Annotated in this window: 17 protein-coding genes and 2 tRNA genes; 5 read left to right on the top strand and 14 right to left on the bottom strand. The window is 44.0% G+C overall.

Translation table 11 applies throughout. The features are described 5' to 3' along the window. Window positions 1–75: 75 nt before the first annotated feature. Window positions 76–633 carry a crossover junction endodeoxyribonuclease RuvC gene (ruvC, locus tag ACYIA1_RS20295; protein WP_480336301.1) on the bottom strand — a complete coding sequence of 186 codons (558 nt, stop codon included), beginning with the start codon at window positions 631–633 and terminating at the stop codon, window positions 76–78. Continuing rightward, entirely contained in the window at window positions 630–944 is a 315-nt protein-coding gene (locus ACYIA1_RS20290) for a DUF4286 family protein (protein WP_005868538.1), read from the bottom strand. Before ACYIA1_RS20290 ends, ruvC begins: the two co-directional genes overlap by 4 nt. Before the next feature lie 86 nt (window positions 945–1,030). Here ACYIA1_RS20290 and ACYIA1_RS20285 point away from each other — a divergent pair. After that, window positions 1,031–1,104, top strand: a tRNA-Ala gene (locus tag ACYIA1_RS20285). Window positions 1,105–1,126: 22 nt separating this feature from the next. On the opposite strand, the gene ACYIA1_RS20280 is transcribed toward ACYIA1_RS20285, so the two are convergent. Both ACYIA1_RS20280 and ACYIA1_RS20275 read right to left on the bottom strand, forming a co-directional pair. Beyond that, window positions 1,127–1,399 (bottom strand): GNAT family N-acetyltransferase, encoded by a 273-nt coding sequence (locus ACYIA1_RS20280; RefSeq protein ID WP_350457271.1) that lies wholly within the window; start codon window positions 1,397–1,399, stop codon window positions 1,127–1,129. A 234-nt stretch (window positions 1,400–1,633) separates the two neighbouring features. Then, window positions 1,634–2,371, bottom strand: coding sequence for an acyltransferase (locus tag ACYIA1_RS20275; protein WP_196009195.1), 738 nt, complete (start codon window positions 2,369–2,371; stop codon window positions 1,634–1,636). Between the two features lie 419 nt (window positions 2,372–2,790). Here ACYIA1_RS20275 and ACYIA1_RS20270 point away from each other — a divergent pair, with 419 nt between their 5' ends. Continuing rightward, on the top strand, window positions 2,791–3,015 hold the full coding sequence (locus ACYIA1_RS20270; protein ID WP_480336300.1) for a helix-turn-helix transcriptional regulator: 225 nt from the start codon (window positions 2,791–2,793) through the stop codon (window positions 3,013–3,015). A 382-nt stretch (window positions 3,016–3,397) separates the two neighbouring features. Here ACYIA1_RS20270 and ACYIA1_RS20265 read toward each other — a convergent pair whose 3' ends face one another. The 7 genes from ACYIA1_RS20265 to ACYIA1_RS20235 form a co-directional block, all read right to left on the bottom strand. Next, window positions 3,398–3,691: a nucleotidyltransferase family protein gene (locus ACYIA1_RS20265; RefSeq protein WP_005868525.1), complete on the bottom strand. Its 294-nt coding sequence runs from the start codon at window positions 3,689–3,691 to the stop codon at window positions 3,398–3,400. A gap of 95 nt (window positions 3,692–3,786) precedes the next feature. After that, window positions 3,787–3,859: transfer RNA gene (locus ACYIA1_RS20260), tRNA-Thr, on the bottom strand. Between the two features lie 39 nt (window positions 3,860–3,898). Next, window positions 3,899–4,360, bottom strand: coding sequence for a hypothetical protein (locus ACYIA1_RS20255; protein WP_008772585.1), 462 nt, complete (start codon window positions 4,358–4,360; stop codon window positions 3,899–3,901). 62 nt (window positions 4,361–4,422) lie between these two features. Beyond that, window positions 4,423–5,457, bottom strand: a complete 1,035-nt coding sequence (locus ACYIA1_RS20250) for a DUF6340 family protein (protein WP_005868521.1) — start codon at window positions 5,455–5,457, stop codon at window positions 4,423–4,425. A 38-nt stretch (window positions 5,458–5,495) separates the two neighbouring features. Next, window positions 5,496–6,347: a sugar phosphate isomerase/epimerase family protein gene (locus ACYIA1_RS20245; protein ID WP_008772587.1), complete on the bottom strand. Its 852-nt coding sequence runs from the start codon at window positions 6,345–6,347 to the stop codon at window positions 5,496–5,498. Window positions 6,348–6,420: 73 nt separating this feature from the next. Continuing rightward, the gene (locus tag ACYIA1_RS20240; RefSeq protein ID WP_233554237.1) at window positions 6,421–8,334 is read right to left on the bottom strand and encodes a sensor histidine kinase; all 1,914 of its coding nucleotides are present in this window, start codon (window positions 8,332–8,334) and stop codon (window positions 6,421–6,423) included. 258 nt (window positions 8,335–8,592) lie between these two features. Then, complete coding sequence (locus ACYIA1_RS20235; RefSeq protein WP_480336299.1) at window positions 8,593–11,214, bottom strand: valine--tRNA ligase; 2,622 nt, start codon at window positions 11,212–11,214, stop codon at window positions 8,593–8,595. 367 nt (window positions 11,215–11,581) lie between these two features. Here ACYIA1_RS20235 and ACYIA1_RS20230 point away from each other — a divergent pair, with 367 nt between their 5' ends. The 3 genes from ACYIA1_RS20230 to mazG all read left to right on the top strand — a co-directional run bounded on the left by ACYIA1_RS20230 (window position 11,582) and on the right by mazG (window position 15,459). Then, window positions 11,582–12,496 (top strand): RluA family pseudouridine synthase, encoded by a 915-nt coding sequence (locus ACYIA1_RS20230; RefSeq protein WP_005858777.1) that lies wholly within the window; start codon window positions 11,582–11,584, stop codon window positions 12,494–12,496. Between the two features lie 21 nt (window positions 12,497–12,517). Then, the gene (locus ACYIA1_RS20225; RefSeq protein WP_121961436.1) at window positions 12,518–14,605 is read left to right on the top strand and encodes a protein-disulfide reductase DsbD family protein; all 2,088 of its coding nucleotides are present in this window, start codon (window positions 12,518–12,520) and stop codon (window positions 14,603–14,605) included. Window positions 14,606–14,673: 68 nt separating this feature from the next. Continuing rightward, complete coding sequence (gene mazG, locus ACYIA1_RS20220; protein WP_005858781.1) at window positions 14,674–15,459, top strand: nucleoside triphosphate pyrophosphohydrolase; 786 nt, start codon at window positions 14,674–14,676, stop codon at window positions 15,457–15,459. A 110-nt stretch (window positions 15,460–15,569) separates the two neighbouring features. On the opposite strand, the gene ACYIA1_RS20215 is transcribed toward mazG, so the two are convergent. From ACYIA1_RS20215 to ACYIA1_RS20205, 3 genes are read right to left on the bottom strand one after another with little or no spacing between them, the layout of a single operon-like run. Beyond that, on the bottom strand, window positions 15,570–16,043 hold the full coding sequence (locus tag ACYIA1_RS20215; RefSeq protein WP_005858783.1) for a hypothetical protein: 474 nt from the start codon (window positions 16,041–16,043) through the stop codon (window positions 15,570–15,572). Window positions 16,044–16,089: 46 nt separating this feature from the next. Further along, window positions 16,090–16,482, bottom strand: coding sequence for a hypothetical protein (locus ACYIA1_RS20210; RefSeq protein ID WP_005858784.1), 393 nt, complete (start codon window positions 16,480–16,482; stop codon window positions 16,090–16,092). Window positions 16,483–16,529: 47 nt separating this feature from the next. Next, window positions 16,530–17,081 (bottom strand): RNA polymerase sigma factor, encoded by a 552-nt coding sequence (locus ACYIA1_RS20205; protein WP_008777938.1) that lies wholly within the window; start codon window positions 17,079–17,081, stop codon window positions 16,530–16,532. Window positions 17,082–17,094: the final 13 nt, after the last annotated feature.

Below are 17,094 nucleotides of genomic sequence, written 5' to 3'. Positions count from 1 at the left end.
TAAAAACATAGTTATGAATTCTTTGAACCTTAGTTATGGTTTGAGAATTTCATAACTATGTTTTTTAAGCTCATATCAGCGGACTTTCCCGGGGTTCTTAGCGATAAAATCCTTCCATCCCGTATACTTCTTTTCCGAGACCGGATTATTGGTTTGGAAATAATGACAAACAGCCGCCGCCAACCCATCCGTAGCGTCCAATTGCGGAAGCATAGACTCATCCGGTATCTTCAGATAGCGTTGTAGCATGCCGGCCACTTGTTCTTTCGCCGCATTTCCATTCCCCGTGATCGAGAGCTTGATTTTTAGAGGGGCGTACTCGAAGATCGGGATATCCCGCTCTAAAGCCGCCGCCATCGCTACTCCTTGTGCCCTTCCGAGTTTCAACATACTCTGTACGTTCTTCCCGAAGAAAGGCGCCTCGATAGCCAACTCATCCGGATGGTATTGATCGATCAAGGCCAAGACCCGTTCGAATATCTTACGCAGACGGAGGTAATGATCCTCATACTTATTCAATTGCAGGATTCCCATAGCTTCCAGCTTCGGCTTATTTCCCTCGATCTTCAAGATTCCGTATCCCATCACGATCGTACCGGGGTCTATGCCTAATATAATACGGTCCTTGATCATTTAGGCAATTCTATATCTTCCAACAGGGTAGAGAATCCTGCGATTTTCTCTTTATAACGTCCTATCAAATCTTGCTGCAAGGCTCCGCCTTCCTTACGCACCCACTCATTCAACGAATCGATATCCCTCGTATGAAACTGTACGGAAAAACTTTCACCTTCCTCATTCCGCGAATCCAAGATCCGTCTCAAATAAGGACTATAAAGGATACCGCTCTCGGAGGCTTTCGGTATATAACTATTCTTCAAATATTCCAGACACTCATCCACGATATCCTTATGGATATGAAAAGTCGTATTATAAACTATCATCTTCTTTCCTTTCTCTTGAAATTTCTTATACAAAGATAGCGCATATATCAAGAAAAGCCTTATATTTGCACATGAATTAACAAGACGGGGCATTAGCTCATCTGGCTAGAGCGACAGACTGGCAGTCTGTAGGTGATCGGTTCGAGTCCGATATGCTCCACTTCTGATCTACCCTGCGTTTATTAAGCTTCTTGATATAATTTCAATGGTATATACATCCGTCTTGTCGAACTAGACATATCGAGAACAGTCTGATATATGAACCCATTTTTCTCATAAAACAAGTTTGTCTTCGGATTATTTAGTGAGTCAACTGTTATAAATTGACATCTGGCAACTTTATAATTAAGGAAAGTGTCCATGATGAAATTGATTATAAATGTCCCTATTCCTTGGCCTTGCATATCTCTATCCTTGTAGCAAGATGTCCTATATTTATAGCAGGGAAAGCGGATAGATCCTCATAGCCAGATAACAGCTTAATAGAAAAATCAATATCCGAGAATCGGGTTTTTTCCTCCATTATTATTCGCTACACGCTGCATCTCTCTTTTACGGAGTTCAATTTGTTCTTTCTCCGTATCCGTAAAGTCCTGGACAATACATTTACGTATTACACCGTGGAAACGTATAATGTCCTCACGTGTCATGTCTGGATTTGGAATGGAACTTTGCATGAATGAGCCTTCCTATCCTTTTAGATATTTATCGATACACCTACGATCCCAATTGATACCCCGTCTTACGATTTTCGCAGGAATTCCCGCAAGGATCACATTCGGCTCATTAAATTCCTTCGTTACGACACTGCCCCAGCCTACAATACTGTTATCAGATATTTTTACATTCTTACCGATCTTAGCATCTTTTCCGATCCACACATGTTTGCCTATCTCTATGTACTTCGCAAAATTAATCGGCGCACCCTCCAAATCCGTTATCGTATGCGCATCGGTACACCAGATATCGACACCCCAGCTTAACTGACTATCATCACCAATGCTGACACTCGAGTCATTTTCCTGCAAGTATAACGTAACGCCATTGATTACTACACGATCCCCTATATCTACCCGGCAATTATTAGCGACCCTCGAAACACCCGCACCCAATCCCGGCAACTGCCCAATGATGAGCTTTAATCCCGTCATACCCAATATCGAAGAGTATCGTAAGATAATCGTTCCCACATTTACGATGTTATTATCCCCTTTTACGATCAAGAGAAAGCCATCACTAAGCAATAATTCCTCCGCCTTATCTTCTGATTCAAAACACATTGAGACCTGATTATTATTTCCTGCGATCGTTATGTTGGCCCGATTGACAACCTTAGCGAATCTCTCATTCGGGGCAGAAATACAATTGACTCTACCATGCGGGAAAATTAATGTAAGCTCGTTGTTCTGTCCGTTTATATGTTCCATGTCATTCCATACTTTATAATTCGCATTCTATTATTGCAATACGACTCCTTGTTTCACTTCCCAAATATACGAAAAGAAATGATTCACGCCGAGAAAAGCGATAACGCTTGCCTTCATTATTATTCCCGGCCGACAATTAAAATCAGATGGGTAAAAAGGAGCCAACTTCATCGGCACATGGAGTTAACTTACTTGGTCATTTAAGTTAACTTACTTGGTCATCGAAGTTAACTTACTTTTCTGATACCTTTATTTTAATACAACCCGAACCTAAGTGCGTTTTTATATTCTTCTATTTCCACGATCTCGTTGAGTTTGCCAATATTGATACGATGAGCGTCATCTACAAAAAACAATATCCTTTCGCATGGCAATAAATATATCCTTCGTATATTTGTTGGAAATTAAAAATAACGAGCATGGAAGAAACAAGTAAAGTTACAAAAAGCCGGGTACACCACGGATTCAACATCTCTATAGCACGAAATAGAAAAGGTTTGAAGCAAGCTGCTTTGGCTGATATGCTCGGTATATCCCAACAAAGGCTGTCCCAACTAGAGAACCAGCGGGGTAGTCAAGGACGAGATACTAGAAAAGGTATCCGAGGCAACCGGCGTTTCCGTAGAAGATTTAAAGACGATTGAGGAACCGATGAGCGTTTATATTGAAAATAATAACACAATATCCGATTCATCAAACATTGGAAGTGTCGGTGATAGTATTGGAGAATACACACAAACATATAACACCAATCCCCTCGACAAGATCGTAGAGTTATACGAACGTCTCCTAAAGGAAGAGAAAGAACGAGTAAAGACATTAGAAAAGCGCATCAAAGAGCTAGAAGGAAAAGCGTAGATCTTTTTTGACACCGTCCAGCATTTTGTGTAAATAGAAAACTTTAGGATTCAGGTTTCATACTTGAATCCAGTTTTCAAATATAGTAATAAATCGATAGTCCCATCAAATAACATCTTATCAATAGTTGTTTGTATCTTCATCAAAGAGGAATGGACTAATTCTGTATCACATATAAATACCTTCTTTTTCAATTCGGTTTCTCAAAAGTGAATCCATGTGATCCCGTAATCGGACGATATCGACATTACAACCAAACAGAGTTTGCAGATCTTCCTTTATATGTACCAATGCGAACATATTAGGCTTTGAGGTTTCCAAATAAACATCAACGTCACTATCTTCTGTTTGCTCCCCTCTGGCAACAGAGCCGAATATTCCCATACGGATAATGCTATATTTAGAAGCATTCTTCGCCATATAATCACGCAAGATATTCATATATTCAGCTGTTGATTCCATATCCTCTTATTCATTTGATACAAATGATACGTGTTCAATTTTAAACAAACCATAAAAAAAGGCAGCTATCTTTTAGATAACTGCCTTTTATTGCGAGCCGAAAGCCGGACTTGAACCGGCGACCTACGCATTACGAATGCGTTGCTCTACCAGCTGAGCTATTTCGGCAACATTTGTTTCTTTATTTCGGGCGCAAAGATACAGGGTTTATTTGACATCTGCAAGAAGATTCGCTAAAAAATCATCTAAATCCGCATCTAAATCTTTTAATAGAGGATCGTCCAGACGAAGCACATCATCGTCTATGAAGAGAAGTTCCTCTATCACAACAAAATCTTCATCAGTCAAGCTAACAGAAAGAGGTTTCATGAACCGGGGAGCGTCAAAAATATTCTTGGTGGATAAGATCGTAAGGACCGCCTTCACCGAAGCGGCAACCCGCTTATTGAATGCGTTCTCCTCCTCGTTCGAGTTCACCCAATCGAAGATAACGATCTTTTCGATCAAATGCTCCTCATCATCATAAATTTGCAGTTCCCCGCTTTCCGCATCGGCCTGCACATATAAGTCGCTTATAAAATTACCGGACTCATCCTTGGCCAGCTTTTCAATAGCCGACGTAAAAGCATTCTCGATGAGGGATTGAACCTTTGCTATATTTGCGTTCATATATTAATTCTCCTTTATTCGAATATGCGTCAAAAGTAATAATAATTCACCGAATAACGCCGTTAATCCTCACCAAATTGCACATTTAGTTTCTTATCGGAACGAATTCGTTCGGCCAACGCCTGCACATAGAGTTCCAATAATTTGGTACTCTTATCATTATCACCACTATTACGCTTGAATAAATCGTATGATTTATGAGCCCACTCATAGGCTTCTTTTAAATCTCCTCTCATCTCATGGCATAGGGCCAGATTAGAGGCCGCCTTCGCCCGGCTTTTCCAGTTTTCCGTACCCCGGTAAAGCCCGGACCAACGATCTTCCGCCATATCCCATTTCTCATTAGCCGCATAAGCGGAAGCCTCTTTCCAACGTGAACCCATTCCGGTAAAGTACCAACGAGTCTCCTTCTCCCAATGAGGAACAAAATTAGCGTAGACCTTCGCCCCGAAATATTTACCGGCCCCACGCAAAGCATTCTCCGGAGAGGGCAATACCTTATCCAAGATCGGCATATAATCCGCACTTTCCGCCCAATAAATACTATCTTTCATATGTACCGTCGCCAGTGGAGCCTCACGATCGGGAACGTAACTGCGTATCACGCCAGCCATCTGCACGTCGATCATTCCCATTACATACCCTTCGCCCAAGGTACCTACGCTTTTCTTCATATCGAACAGCAAGCGGTCGATGGAGATAACCGCATCGGCACCAGTCTCATCGCATAGCGACACTACTTGCCCTTGGGTAAGTTTCGTATCCAGAAATGCCTGATTATCTTTTCGAACCGCATCATGGTAAAGCAATACGTCGTTAAAATAAGAAGCCTCCACGATAGCCTCCCCTAAAGTACGGCAAGCGTCAAACAGCGCACTATCCGCTTTCGCTTTGCAAGTATCCTGCTTTTCTCCCTGCAAGGTGTATTCGTAACCCGCATCCTCCGGTTGGGGGACGGCATTGTTTACGATAAGTACTTTAGCGACATTCTCTGGAAATGTCACCTCCGCAGGATTATACGTCTCGATACCTACATAATTAATCGTGCTACAAGCGGACAACAAACCCGCTATGCCTATAAAAAGAATGCTTCTCATCTTCATCTATTTAAAAGGGGGCGATTTACGCCCCCACATTATGTCAAATCACTCACAGCCTTGAAATAGCCGATAGACTCCGCGATCCCCAAGAATGGGTCTTTCATGTCTTTCTCGTATTCCAAGCTACACATTCCCGTGTAATTAACTTCCCGCATCATACGGATCAGCGCAGGGAAGTCGATCTTTCCACGACCGATCTCGATCCCGACTCCCGCCTTCGAAGAATCCGTCACGTCCTTGATATGCATATCAAACACCCGGGTATGGTATTTCTTCAAGTCGGCCACAGGATCACAGCCGTTTCGCAAGTCATGTCCGACATCCAGACACATACCGATACGGGGGTCTAAATCCTTCGTATGCTCCCAAACGTCCGTAGCGTCGGGATACGTCTTAATATCAGGACCGTGCAAGTGGATGGCGTAATGGAAATCATACTCCTTCACTTTTTTATCCACATAGGGTAAAAGCTCGTAATTCGGGACACCGACGATCAACTTCACTCCTACCCGCTTCGCATAATCAAACGCACGGTCTATCTCTTCCTCGCTCTTCATATAAATAGGACCTACGGCATATCCCGTCACTTTATGGGCAGCGCATTTATCATGAAAAGCCCGAATCTGCTCATCCGTACTATTCAACGGCAAATGGAAATCCTTGATGCAAAGATAATGGATATCTAATCGTTCCAACGTCTTCAACGTCGTATCTAAATCAAAATTAACGAAAGTATATCCCGCCATTCCCAGATGGAATGGATTTACGGCCTTCGGAGCCTTTGGTTTTACAGGGTCCGGCAAACCGGCCTTAGCGATAGCGGAAGTTCCCAACAAGAGAGCCCCGGCCAATCCTTGCTTAAAAAATAAACGTCTTGAGTGTTTCATGGTTTATATTATATATAATAATGTATACTATCATCATAAACAGTTTTCATCCCGCAAGATAATAAAAAGATCTTTACGAGCCAGCATTCGGACGAATCAGTGGCAAAGTTACATAAAAGATCGAGCCTTTTCCCAGCTCAGAGGTAACCCATATCTTTCCTCCCATTTGCTCTACCAATCCCCGACAGATAGCCAATCCCAGTCCAACGCCTTTGCTCCAACTGTCCAATTGGACAAAACGGCTGAATATGGAATCGATCTTATCTCTCGGTATTCCCTCTCCGCTATCCTCCACGAAAAACTCGACAGAAGCCGCCGTTCTCTTATATCCAAAACGGATGAACCCCTTCTCGGTATGCTTGATCGAATTCGTGAGCAAATTCGTAAGGATTTGTGTCAAGCGGTTCTTATCAGCCTCCATCACCAAGGCCTCGCAGTCGTTCAGTCGCAACTCTATGCCCGACGGCATACGCAACAAGATCATGCTATAAATCTCTTTCATCAGCAAACCAATATCCAGCTCCTTATAAATCAGAGGCATGGAATTTGACTCGATCTTGGATAGATCGAGCACATCCCCGATCAACCGCTGCAACAACTCATTATTACTTTGGATGATATTTGAGAACTCAAGCCTTGTCTCCCGGTCTTCCTCATCCACCAATACTTGCGAGAAACCTACGATAGCGTTCAAAGGTGTCCGTATCTCATGATTCATATTGGCAAGGAAAGCCGATTTCAAGCGATCGGCTTCCTCCGCCTTATCTTTTGCCTGTTTCAATTGCAATCCATATTTATGCCGTGAATAAGAAATATACCCCAAAGAGCAACAAACCAGCAACAATAGAACAAGCCCTCCACCCATCACCAATAATTTCGTACGTGAATGAGCCGCCTCCAATTCCATCTTCTTATTTGCCAATTCCAATTTATCCACGTCATGACGAGCTCGTAAATTCGCTAAATCATTATAAAATGCAGCATTAGTCACTGAATCCTTCAAACTGATATACTCGCGATACGCATCCGCAGCCTCCATTCCATGGCCTGAATTATAGCATATTATGGCCTTATCCTTCATCAATCCCAATACGGATACCGCCCTCTTACGTTGTAAGCAATAATCAATTAACTCATTAGCCAATGCTTTCCCCCGCTCATAATCGCCCGATATCCGATAATAGAGTAAACGGATATTAGAAATCGAGAGATATTCATCCCTCATGTTACAGTCTTTAACCAACTTCTCTGCACGAGCTAGATGGTAAGATGTGAGGGAGACATCTTTCTTATCAATACCCAGCAAGGCGTAACTACGGTGATAGAGGTATTTAACATAATATAAAGGAGTATCTTCGTCTAATTCCTCTATTCCTTTTTCTTCGCATTCCACGATATACTCTTTCAATTTCTTTAAATAAAACAGTCTCTTCGATGCTTGGATATTTTCATTTTGTAAATGCCGGATAACGGTAATCCTTTTGGCCAATGGGGAATCCCTTTTCTCCATATCAAGGAAAACCTCCTCATACAAGGCGATTCCCTCCGCGTCAAATCCTGTACTGAAGTAAAAATCCGCCAGGGCTTGATTCGCCATATCGATACCATCCGGAAAATCAAGTTCGCTGGATAGATCTTTCAATGCCTGTACATTCTCTAGCACCCTTTCCTTCTCGCCATTACTCGATAAAGCGTAAATATACCATCCCTTAACTCGGCAAAGATCCTCATAACGTTTTTGGGCTAAATAAATAGGCTCGGCTTTCTTTATGAAAAAATGCATACTGTCTATATTCCGGGAATAATAATACCGGATGATCTGGAACAAAGCGTTGCCTTTATAAGTATCATCCTTACTCAACTCCGCCTCCTTGAGCAATCTATCCGCATAATATTTATAATCCAGCCCTTGTCCTTTATCACTAGCAAGTTCATCCAACTTCACAAGCCTGTCACCCGAAGGCATTTTTGCCAGCACACATTCCATGCTATCGATATCAGTGGCCGCAGTAGCTACAAATATTGGGGTAAGAGATAAATATATTATTAACAGTATGTTTCGCATTTAAAGTTTACAAAATAGACATCAATTAGTTAACGTGTGGCAAGTTAGTAAAATTTAGACAACAGCGTATCATTATTTACAAGTTTAATATTATAATTTTCAACTCAATCAACAAAAAAGCCTATATCAATCAAAGAAAGATTGATATAGGCTCTTATTTCAAAGAAACAGCTGTTCTCTTTATTTTGTCAAGGCGGCGATACTTTCCTCGATAGACTTAATCTTCGATTCGGCATCGGCTTGCTTTTTCTTCTCCATCTCGATTACTTTCGCCGGGGCTTTGCTTACGAAATTCTCATTGCCTAATTTCTTCATGACAGAAGTCAAGAAACCTTTTTGGTATTTCAATTCTTCTTGAAGCTTAGCCAACTCTTCTTCCACATTGATCAGATTGCCTAAAGGTACGGCATATTCAGTCGTACGTACCAAGAACGATACAGCGCCGGCCGCTTTCTCCTCTACCTTGGAGATGGAAGAGAGGTTACACATCTTAGCGATCACAGCGTTGAATGCCTCATTGTGCTCACCCACGATCTGCAATTCCAGCGCATCCTTATTCGGTATATTCTTTTGCAAACGAATGGTACGGACACCGCCAACGATCTCTTTCACGATCTCGAAAGCATCCAAATAAGCGCTATCTATAACCGCTATTTCCGGCATTTGGGCAACCATCAAGCTCTCACCTTCCTTGCGAGGCTCAAGGGCTTGCCATAATTCCTCGGTAATAAACGGCATGAAAGGATGAAGCAAACGAAGCAAGGCATCGAAGAAACCTAACGTAGCCTCATAAGTAGCCTTGTCGATCGGCTGCTGATACCCCGGTTTTACCATCTCCAGATACCATGAGGAGAACTCATCCCAGAACAATTTATAGACAGCCATCATCGCCTCGCTCAGACGATATTTACTGAAAGAATCGTCTACCTCGGCGATTGTCTTATCCAGCTGCATCTTGAACCATTTCACGGCGATAGCGGAAGCCTCCGGCTGGGCGATCGTATCGTCTACCGTCCAGCCCTTCACCAAGCGGAAAGCGTTCCATATCTTATTATTGAAGTTACGTCCTTGCTCGCACAAAGCATCATCGAAAGGAATATCATTTCCGGCAGGAGCCGCGAGCATCAAGCCCATACGTACGCCGTCCGCACCGTATTGCTCGATCAATTGCAACGGATCGGGAGAGTTTCCTAAAGATTTGGACATCTTACGTCCCAGCTTATCGCGAACGATACCCGTAAAGTAAACGCTCTTAAACGGCATTTTCCCTCTGTACTCATAGCCGGCCATAATCATACGGGCTACCCAGAAGAAAATAATATCCGGTCCGGTTACCAAATCACTGGTCGGATAGTAATAATTGATTTCCTCATTATCCGGGTTATTGATACCGTCGAACAGGGAGATCGGCCACAGCCAAGAAGAGAACCAAGTGTCCAATACGTCCTCGTCCTGACGCAAATCAGACATGGTCAGATTCGGGTTACCGCATTTCTCTTTCGCCAGTTCCAAAGCTTTCTCTTCCGTCTCGGCTACCACGTAACCGCCTTCCGGCAAGAAGTAAGCCGGGATACGGTGCCCCCACCAAAGCTGACGGCTGATACACCAGTCCTTGATATTCTCCATCCAATGGCGATAGGTATTCTTGAATTTCGGCGGATAGAACTTGATATCGTCGTTCATGACCGGCTCCAAGGCGATCTGGGCTAGATGTTCCATCTTCAAGAACCATTGCATAGACAATTTCGGTTCGATAGGCACGTTCGTACGCTCCGAGAAACCCACCTTGTTCTCGTAAGCCTCTACCTTCTCCAAAAGGTCAGCGTTACGCAAGTCTTCCTCGATTTGCTTGCGGACATCAAAACGATCCATGCCCACGTACAGGCCGGCGGCCTCGCTCAGCGTACCGTTATCGTTGAATATATCGATAGAAGGCAAATTATATTTCTCGCCCAACATATAGTCGTTTACATCATGTGCAGGGGTCACTTTCAAACAGCCCGTACCGAACTCTATATCTACGTAATCATCTTCGATCACCGGAATCTCACGGCCTACCAGCGGAACGATCACTTTCTTTCCTCTCAGATGTTGGTTCTTCGGGTCGTTCGGGTTGATACACATCGCCGTATCTCCCATAATCGTCTCCGGACGGGTAGTGGCGACAATGGCGTATTCCTCCTCGCCTACGATCTTATAGCGAAGATAGTACAACTTACTATGCTCTTCCTTATAGATAACCTCCTCATCGGACAGGGCCGTCAACGCCTTCGGGTCCCAATTCACCATACGGACACCCCGGTAGATCAAACCTTTCTTATATAGATCGACAAAAACCTTGATAACGCTCTCCGAACGTTTCTCGTCCATCGTGAACGCCGTACGATCCCAATCGCAGGAAGCACCCAATTTACGAAGTTGCTTCAAGATAATGCCGCCATGCTCTTCTTTCCATTCCCAAGCATGCCGCAAAAACTCGTCGCGAGTCAGATCGGTCTTCTTGATTCCTTGCCCGGCCAAACGATTCACCACTTTCGCCTCCGTTGCGATCGAAGCATGGTCCGTACCCGGTACCCAACAAGCGTTCTTACCCATCATACGGGCACGGCGAACCAAGATATCTTGGATCGTATTGTTAAGCATATGTCCCATGTGCAATACGCCGGTGACGTTAGGGGGCGGGATTACAATCGTATACGGCTCACGACCGTCTGGCTTTGACTTAAAGAAGCCGTTATCCAACCAATACTGATACCACTTCCCCTCTACTTCAGCGGGATTGTACTTACTAGCGATTTCCATATTTTTATAACTAATTAGTCTTTACACATTTCTCGATCCGCGAAAGTACAAAAAATATAGACAAAAAACGCTGAGCATCGGGAAATATAGTCGGCCGAGACAATAGGCATTCTCTCTCGGATACGCCACTATTCTATAAACCACGACATGGTTTGTACAGACCAAGTCGTGGTTTATACAGATCACGACGTGATTTATAAAGACCACGCCGCTATTTTGAAAATAGAGTGAATGGCAATTACTTTTACATCCGGGGATTTGAAGGTTTATTCCTATAACAAGCAAACTATTTATAACGGTTTTTCTATTCCACGCTATTGCAGTTTCGCGTAAATGCCTGTATCTTCGCGTACTATAAAAAATAGATATGAGAAAGCGATCTGAGTATAAAGGAGGGGATAATCGACGTAAACCCTCTAAAGAACGACAGGTAACGGTGGGTGAAAGTAACACTTTGCTACCTTTCCTGTTCGAGTTATTAAAAGAACAAAGCCGTTCATCCGTGAAAGGATTATTGAGCAGGGGACAGATCTCGGTAAACGGGAAAGTCACCCGGCAGTTCGATGCCCCGCTGAACCCTAACGATACGGTCGGGATCAACTATGGAAGAGGGAAGGTGGAATTCAACAATCCGTTACTTAGAATTGTTTGGGAAGATGATGACCTCATCGTGATCAACAAGCGGGAAGGTTTGCTATCCGTATCTACCGATCGTATCAAAGAGCGTACGGCCTACCGTATCCTGAGCGATTACTTGAAAGAATGCGACCCTCGCAACAAGATATTCGTCTTGCACCGTCTGGACCGAGACACATCGGGTATCATGATGTTCGCCAAGAACCAGAAGGTAAAAGAGCAACTACAGTCCAACTGGAGCGAGGCTATCACGCAACGGACCTACGTGGCCGTGATAGAGGGACGGCCGGAGAAAGACACGGATTTGATCGTATCCAACCTCGTGGAGAACAAGCATATGCAAGTGTACGTGACACAAGATGGTGACGGGAAGGAAGCGATCACACGCTACCGACTCCTGCAAACGAACAATCGTTATTCGCTCGTGGAACTCGATCTGGAGACGGGACGCAAGAACCAAATCCGTGCGCAGATGCAATCCATCGGGCATCCGATAGCCGGAGACTCTAAATATGGGGCGGAGACAAATCCTGCCGGACGCTTGATGCTCCATGCCCGCAGGCTCTGTTTCATCCATCCGGTAACAGGCGAGGAGATGCGCTTCGAGACACGGATCCCGGAGAAATTCACATCGACAGCAAAGTAATCTATCAATAAAGGACAAAAAATGAAGAAACTCATCAGTTCGATCATGCTGGCGCTAATAGCGCTGGTAGCGCAGGCGCAAATACTTACGCCTGTCAAGTGGAAAATTAAACTAGACGACAAGGGCGGCGCACCCGAGAAAGAGATCGTCTTTACCGCCACGGCGGACAAAGGTTGGCACCTGTATGACATGAACCTGCCGGAAGGAGGTCCTGTTTCTACATCTTTCACATTCGAGACATTGAATGGAGCTGAACTGATCGGTCAACCGGTTCCTTCGGTAAAGCCGACCACGGTTTACGACGAGCAATTTGCCATGAATCTTCGTTGGTATCCGGGTACGGTATCGTTCACCCAAAAACTAAAGGTTACCGATCCCGCTAAATTCAAGGCGGAGGGCGAGGTGGAATTTATGGCTTGTAATGACGAGACTTGTCTTCCCCCGGATCAAATACCTTTCTCTTTCGATAAGAAAAGTATCCATGTAGATCCAGCTCTGGCAGCTAACAGCTCGACTACAGAGGTGGATAAAGAGGACGCCACGGCCATACAGCCGGATACGCAAGTCGTAGCGGAAGAGGCCAGCGAGTTGAACACTCCGGACCCTGCCGCTAAAGAGACACCGGCTACGACATCTCCTAAAGCGTCCGACAGCTTAACCGACAGCCCGAATCTTTGGTCTCCGGTGATCGACCAATTGAAATCGTTCGGCGACGCTACGGTATCGGCGGCGGATACCTCTTGGTTATTCATCTTCTTCGCGGGTTTCTTGGGAGGTTTGATCGCCTTATTGACTCCTTGCGTTTGGCCGATGATCCCTATGACGGTTAGCTTCTTCCTGAAACGTACGAAAGATCGTAAGAAAGCGATTCGCGACGCTATCACCTATGGGTTATCTATTATCGTAATCTATTTGGTGATGGGCTTGTTGATCACCGGTATCTTCGGAGCGAGCGCATTGAATGATTTATCAACGAACGCGATCTTTAATATCCTGTTCTTCTTGCTGTTGGTAGTATTCGCAGTCTCCTTCTTCGGAGCCTTCGAGCTGGTATTACCTGCGTCATGGACTAGCAAATTGGATAGCAAGGCCGATTCGACGACCGGCGTATTGAGTATTTTCTTTATGTCGTTTACGTTGGTATTGGTATCTTTCTCTTGTACGGGCCCGATTATCGGAACCTTGTTGGTACAGGCCGCTTCTATGGGTACGGCGGTAGGACCGGCTATCGGTATGTTCGGTTTCGCCTTGGCGTTATCCATCCCGTTCAGCGTCTTCGCCATCTTCCCGAATATGCTGCAAAGTATGCCGAAATCCGGCGGATGGTTGAATTCCGTGAAGGTCGTATTGGGCTTCTTGGAGTTGGCCTTGGCCTTGAAGTTCCTTTCCGTAGCGGACTTAGCGTATGGTTGGCGTTTACTAGACCGTGAGGCTTTTATCGTGCTTTGGATCGTGATCTTCAGTTTATTGGGTGTTTACTTATTAGGAAAGATCAAGTTTAGCCATGATAGCGAAGTAAAATATGTATCTGTTCCTCGTCTGTTTATGGCGATTATCTCTTTCGCTTTCGCCATTTACATGGTTCCGGGACTTTGGGGCGCTCCGTTAAAGGCGATCAGCGCATTCGCTCCTCCGTTGTATACACAAGATTTCAATCTATACAAAAACGAGGTACACGCCGCATTCGACGATTATGAATCCGGTATGGCTTATGCCAAGAAGGTAAATAAACCCGTCATGATCGACTTCTCCGGTTTCGGTTGCGTAAACTGCCGTAAGATGGAGGCTTCCGTTTGGACGGATCCTAAGGTGAAGCAAATGCTAGAAAATGATTACGTGCTAATCACTCTCATGGTAGACGATAAGACGAAACTCCCGCAACCCATCGAGATCCAAGAGAACGGAAAGACTCGTAAGTTGAAGACGATCGGTGATAAATGGAGTTATTTGCAACGAAGCAAGTTCGGTTCTAACGCCCAGCCATTCTACATCTTATTGAATGACGAGGGACAGCCGCTCGGACCTTCATACGCATTCAATGAGGATGTTTCCAAATACATCCAGTTCCTTCAAAACGGATTGAAAGAATTCAAGAAAGAACAACAATAAAACAAACAGAGGGCCGGGTTCTACCCTGCCCTCTTTCTTTTACAATCATTATAGAATAAGTAAATAATATGGCAACTAGAGAAGAGAAGATGGAAGCCTTCGGGCAATTACTCGACATTCTGGATGAATTACGGGTAAAATGCCCTTGGGATCGTAAACAGACAAACGAGAGCCTCCGCACGAATACGATCGAGGAAACCTATGAACTATGCGAGGCCTTGATGCGTGAGGATAACACAAACATAAAAAAAGAATTAGGAGACCTGTTATTGCACATCGTCTTTTACTCCAAGATCGGCGAGGAAAAAGAAGCTTTCGATATCAAGGATGTCTGCGACAGCCTTTGCCAGAAACTGATTTACCGCCATCCACACGTATTCGGAGATACCTCCGCCGATACCGCTCAAAAGGTAGAGCAAAGCTGGGAGCAGCTTAAGTTGAAAGAAAAGGGGGGTAACAAAACCGTACTGGAGGGTGTTCCCGCTTCCCTCCCATCCGTAGTAAAAGCGCATCGTATCCAAGATAAGGCCCGTAACGTAGGTTTCGACTGGGAACAACGTGATCAAGTATGGGATAAGGTACAGGAGGAATTTAATGAGTTGAAAACCGAGATAGACAGGATGGACGCAGATAAGATGGAAGCTGAGTTCGGAGATCTCTTCTTTAGCTTGATCAACGCTGCCCGCCTATACAAAATAAATCCGGACAACGCATTGGAACGCACGAACCAGAAGTTTATCCGCCGTTTTAATTATCTAGAGGAGCACACGATCCAAGAAGGTCGTTCCTTGAAAGATATGACATTGGAGGAAATGGATCAACTGTGGAATGAAGCCAAGGCCAAAGGCTTATAAAGCAAGGATAAGGGCAAAACAAAAGGGGAACCGACATCACGTCGCCACCCCTCCCTTAACTTAAACGCCAAAACTAAATCTAAACAAAAAACACAAATAATGATAATATTTTACTTTTTCTGTTTTTCTTCCTTTTTATTGTCCCGACCACTCTTCATGAAATTCCGGACAAACTTATATTCCGCATTTCGGTACTTATAGACCTTTTCGGGAGAAAGTATCTTCTTGAATCTCTCAAAATACTCTTTTTCCAACTGTGCCTCTTTTATCTCAACATCCAGACATTCGTCTATCACTTTGTTATAATCAGCATCTGTCGGATTCTCCTTATGTCGAATTTCTTTTGATAACTTACGACATTCACGACCTACCTCAAATTTTTTCTGTCGCAACTCATTGCATAAAGGAATAAATTGTGCAGCTTCCTCAGGTGTAAGGCCAACTTCAGCCGTAATAAAAGCATTCCGCCTTGCTTCGAATGCCTCTCTATCAAAATGTCTTTGCTCTTTCTTCTCTTGTGCCGTAGCATTGAAAGAGAGTAGAACCGAAATCGCTACAAATGTAATGAAAAATATTTTATTCATACAAGTATTATTACAAAAATCTTCGATAAAATTACTATTTTAAACTTTATTCAGAATAGGAAAGTTCCTCATCTAAGAGATAATTGGCGTACTGAGCTTCCAAATACTCCAAATACTCCTCATCTTCTTCCGCTTCAATAGCGTCTAAAGCCGTTGTCGGGACTTCCGTCCGGACCAGTAAAGAATCAGACGCAGTACTACCATCGGAACCGTTTATTCCCACGATAGCCTTGAAAAACAAACCAAGACCAGCGAATACCGCAGCCATGTACAACCACGGACGAACACGATCCATCAAGGAAATCCGTTTCGCCCTCTCCTCCTGCTTCTCGGGGAGCTGACTCATGATCCGCTCCGTAAGCCCTTCCATATACCCTTCCGGTACAGTGAAAGGATTAGTTCCTTTCAAGCGATCTAGGTTGTTTTCTTCTTTTTTCATACTTTTTCTCTTTTTATATTGCTTTGACAGCGATTCGGGAAAAAGGTTTAAACCTCTTTTGTTAAAAACTCCTCGATTTTTTTCACCGCATGATGATACGAGGCCTTCAAAGCCCCGACAGAGGTACCTAGTATCTCGGACATCTCCTCGTACTTCATCTCCTCGTTATACTTCATATTGAAAACCAAGCGTTGTTTCTCCGGCAAGGTAAGAATAGCGTTTTGCAATCTTACCTGTATCTCGTCACCATCGAAGTATTCATCACCTTTCAAACGATCCAGCAAAAAGGTATCCGCATCGTCGATAGATACGTTATTCATATTTCGCTGTTTATTCAGGAAAGTAATGCACTCGTTGATCGCGATCTTATAAAGCCATGTAGATAATTTGGCCTCACCACGAAAAAGCTCGATGTTCGTCCAAGCTTTCAAAAATGTATTTTGGAGTAAGTCGTTCGCATCCTCATGATCCAGTACCATCTTTCGTATATGCCAATACAACTTCTCGCCATACAAGCTTACGACCTTGGCAAAGGCCTCACGTTGTCGGGCCGGGTCCCGGAGCTGTACTACAATTTCGTCTTCTGTATAGGATTGCATTTTTTCTATTTTG

It is taken from the genome of Parabacteroides sp. KHUB-02, assembly GCF_056640955.1.
This window is presented reverse-complemented; position numbering and strand designations above follow the sequence as displayed.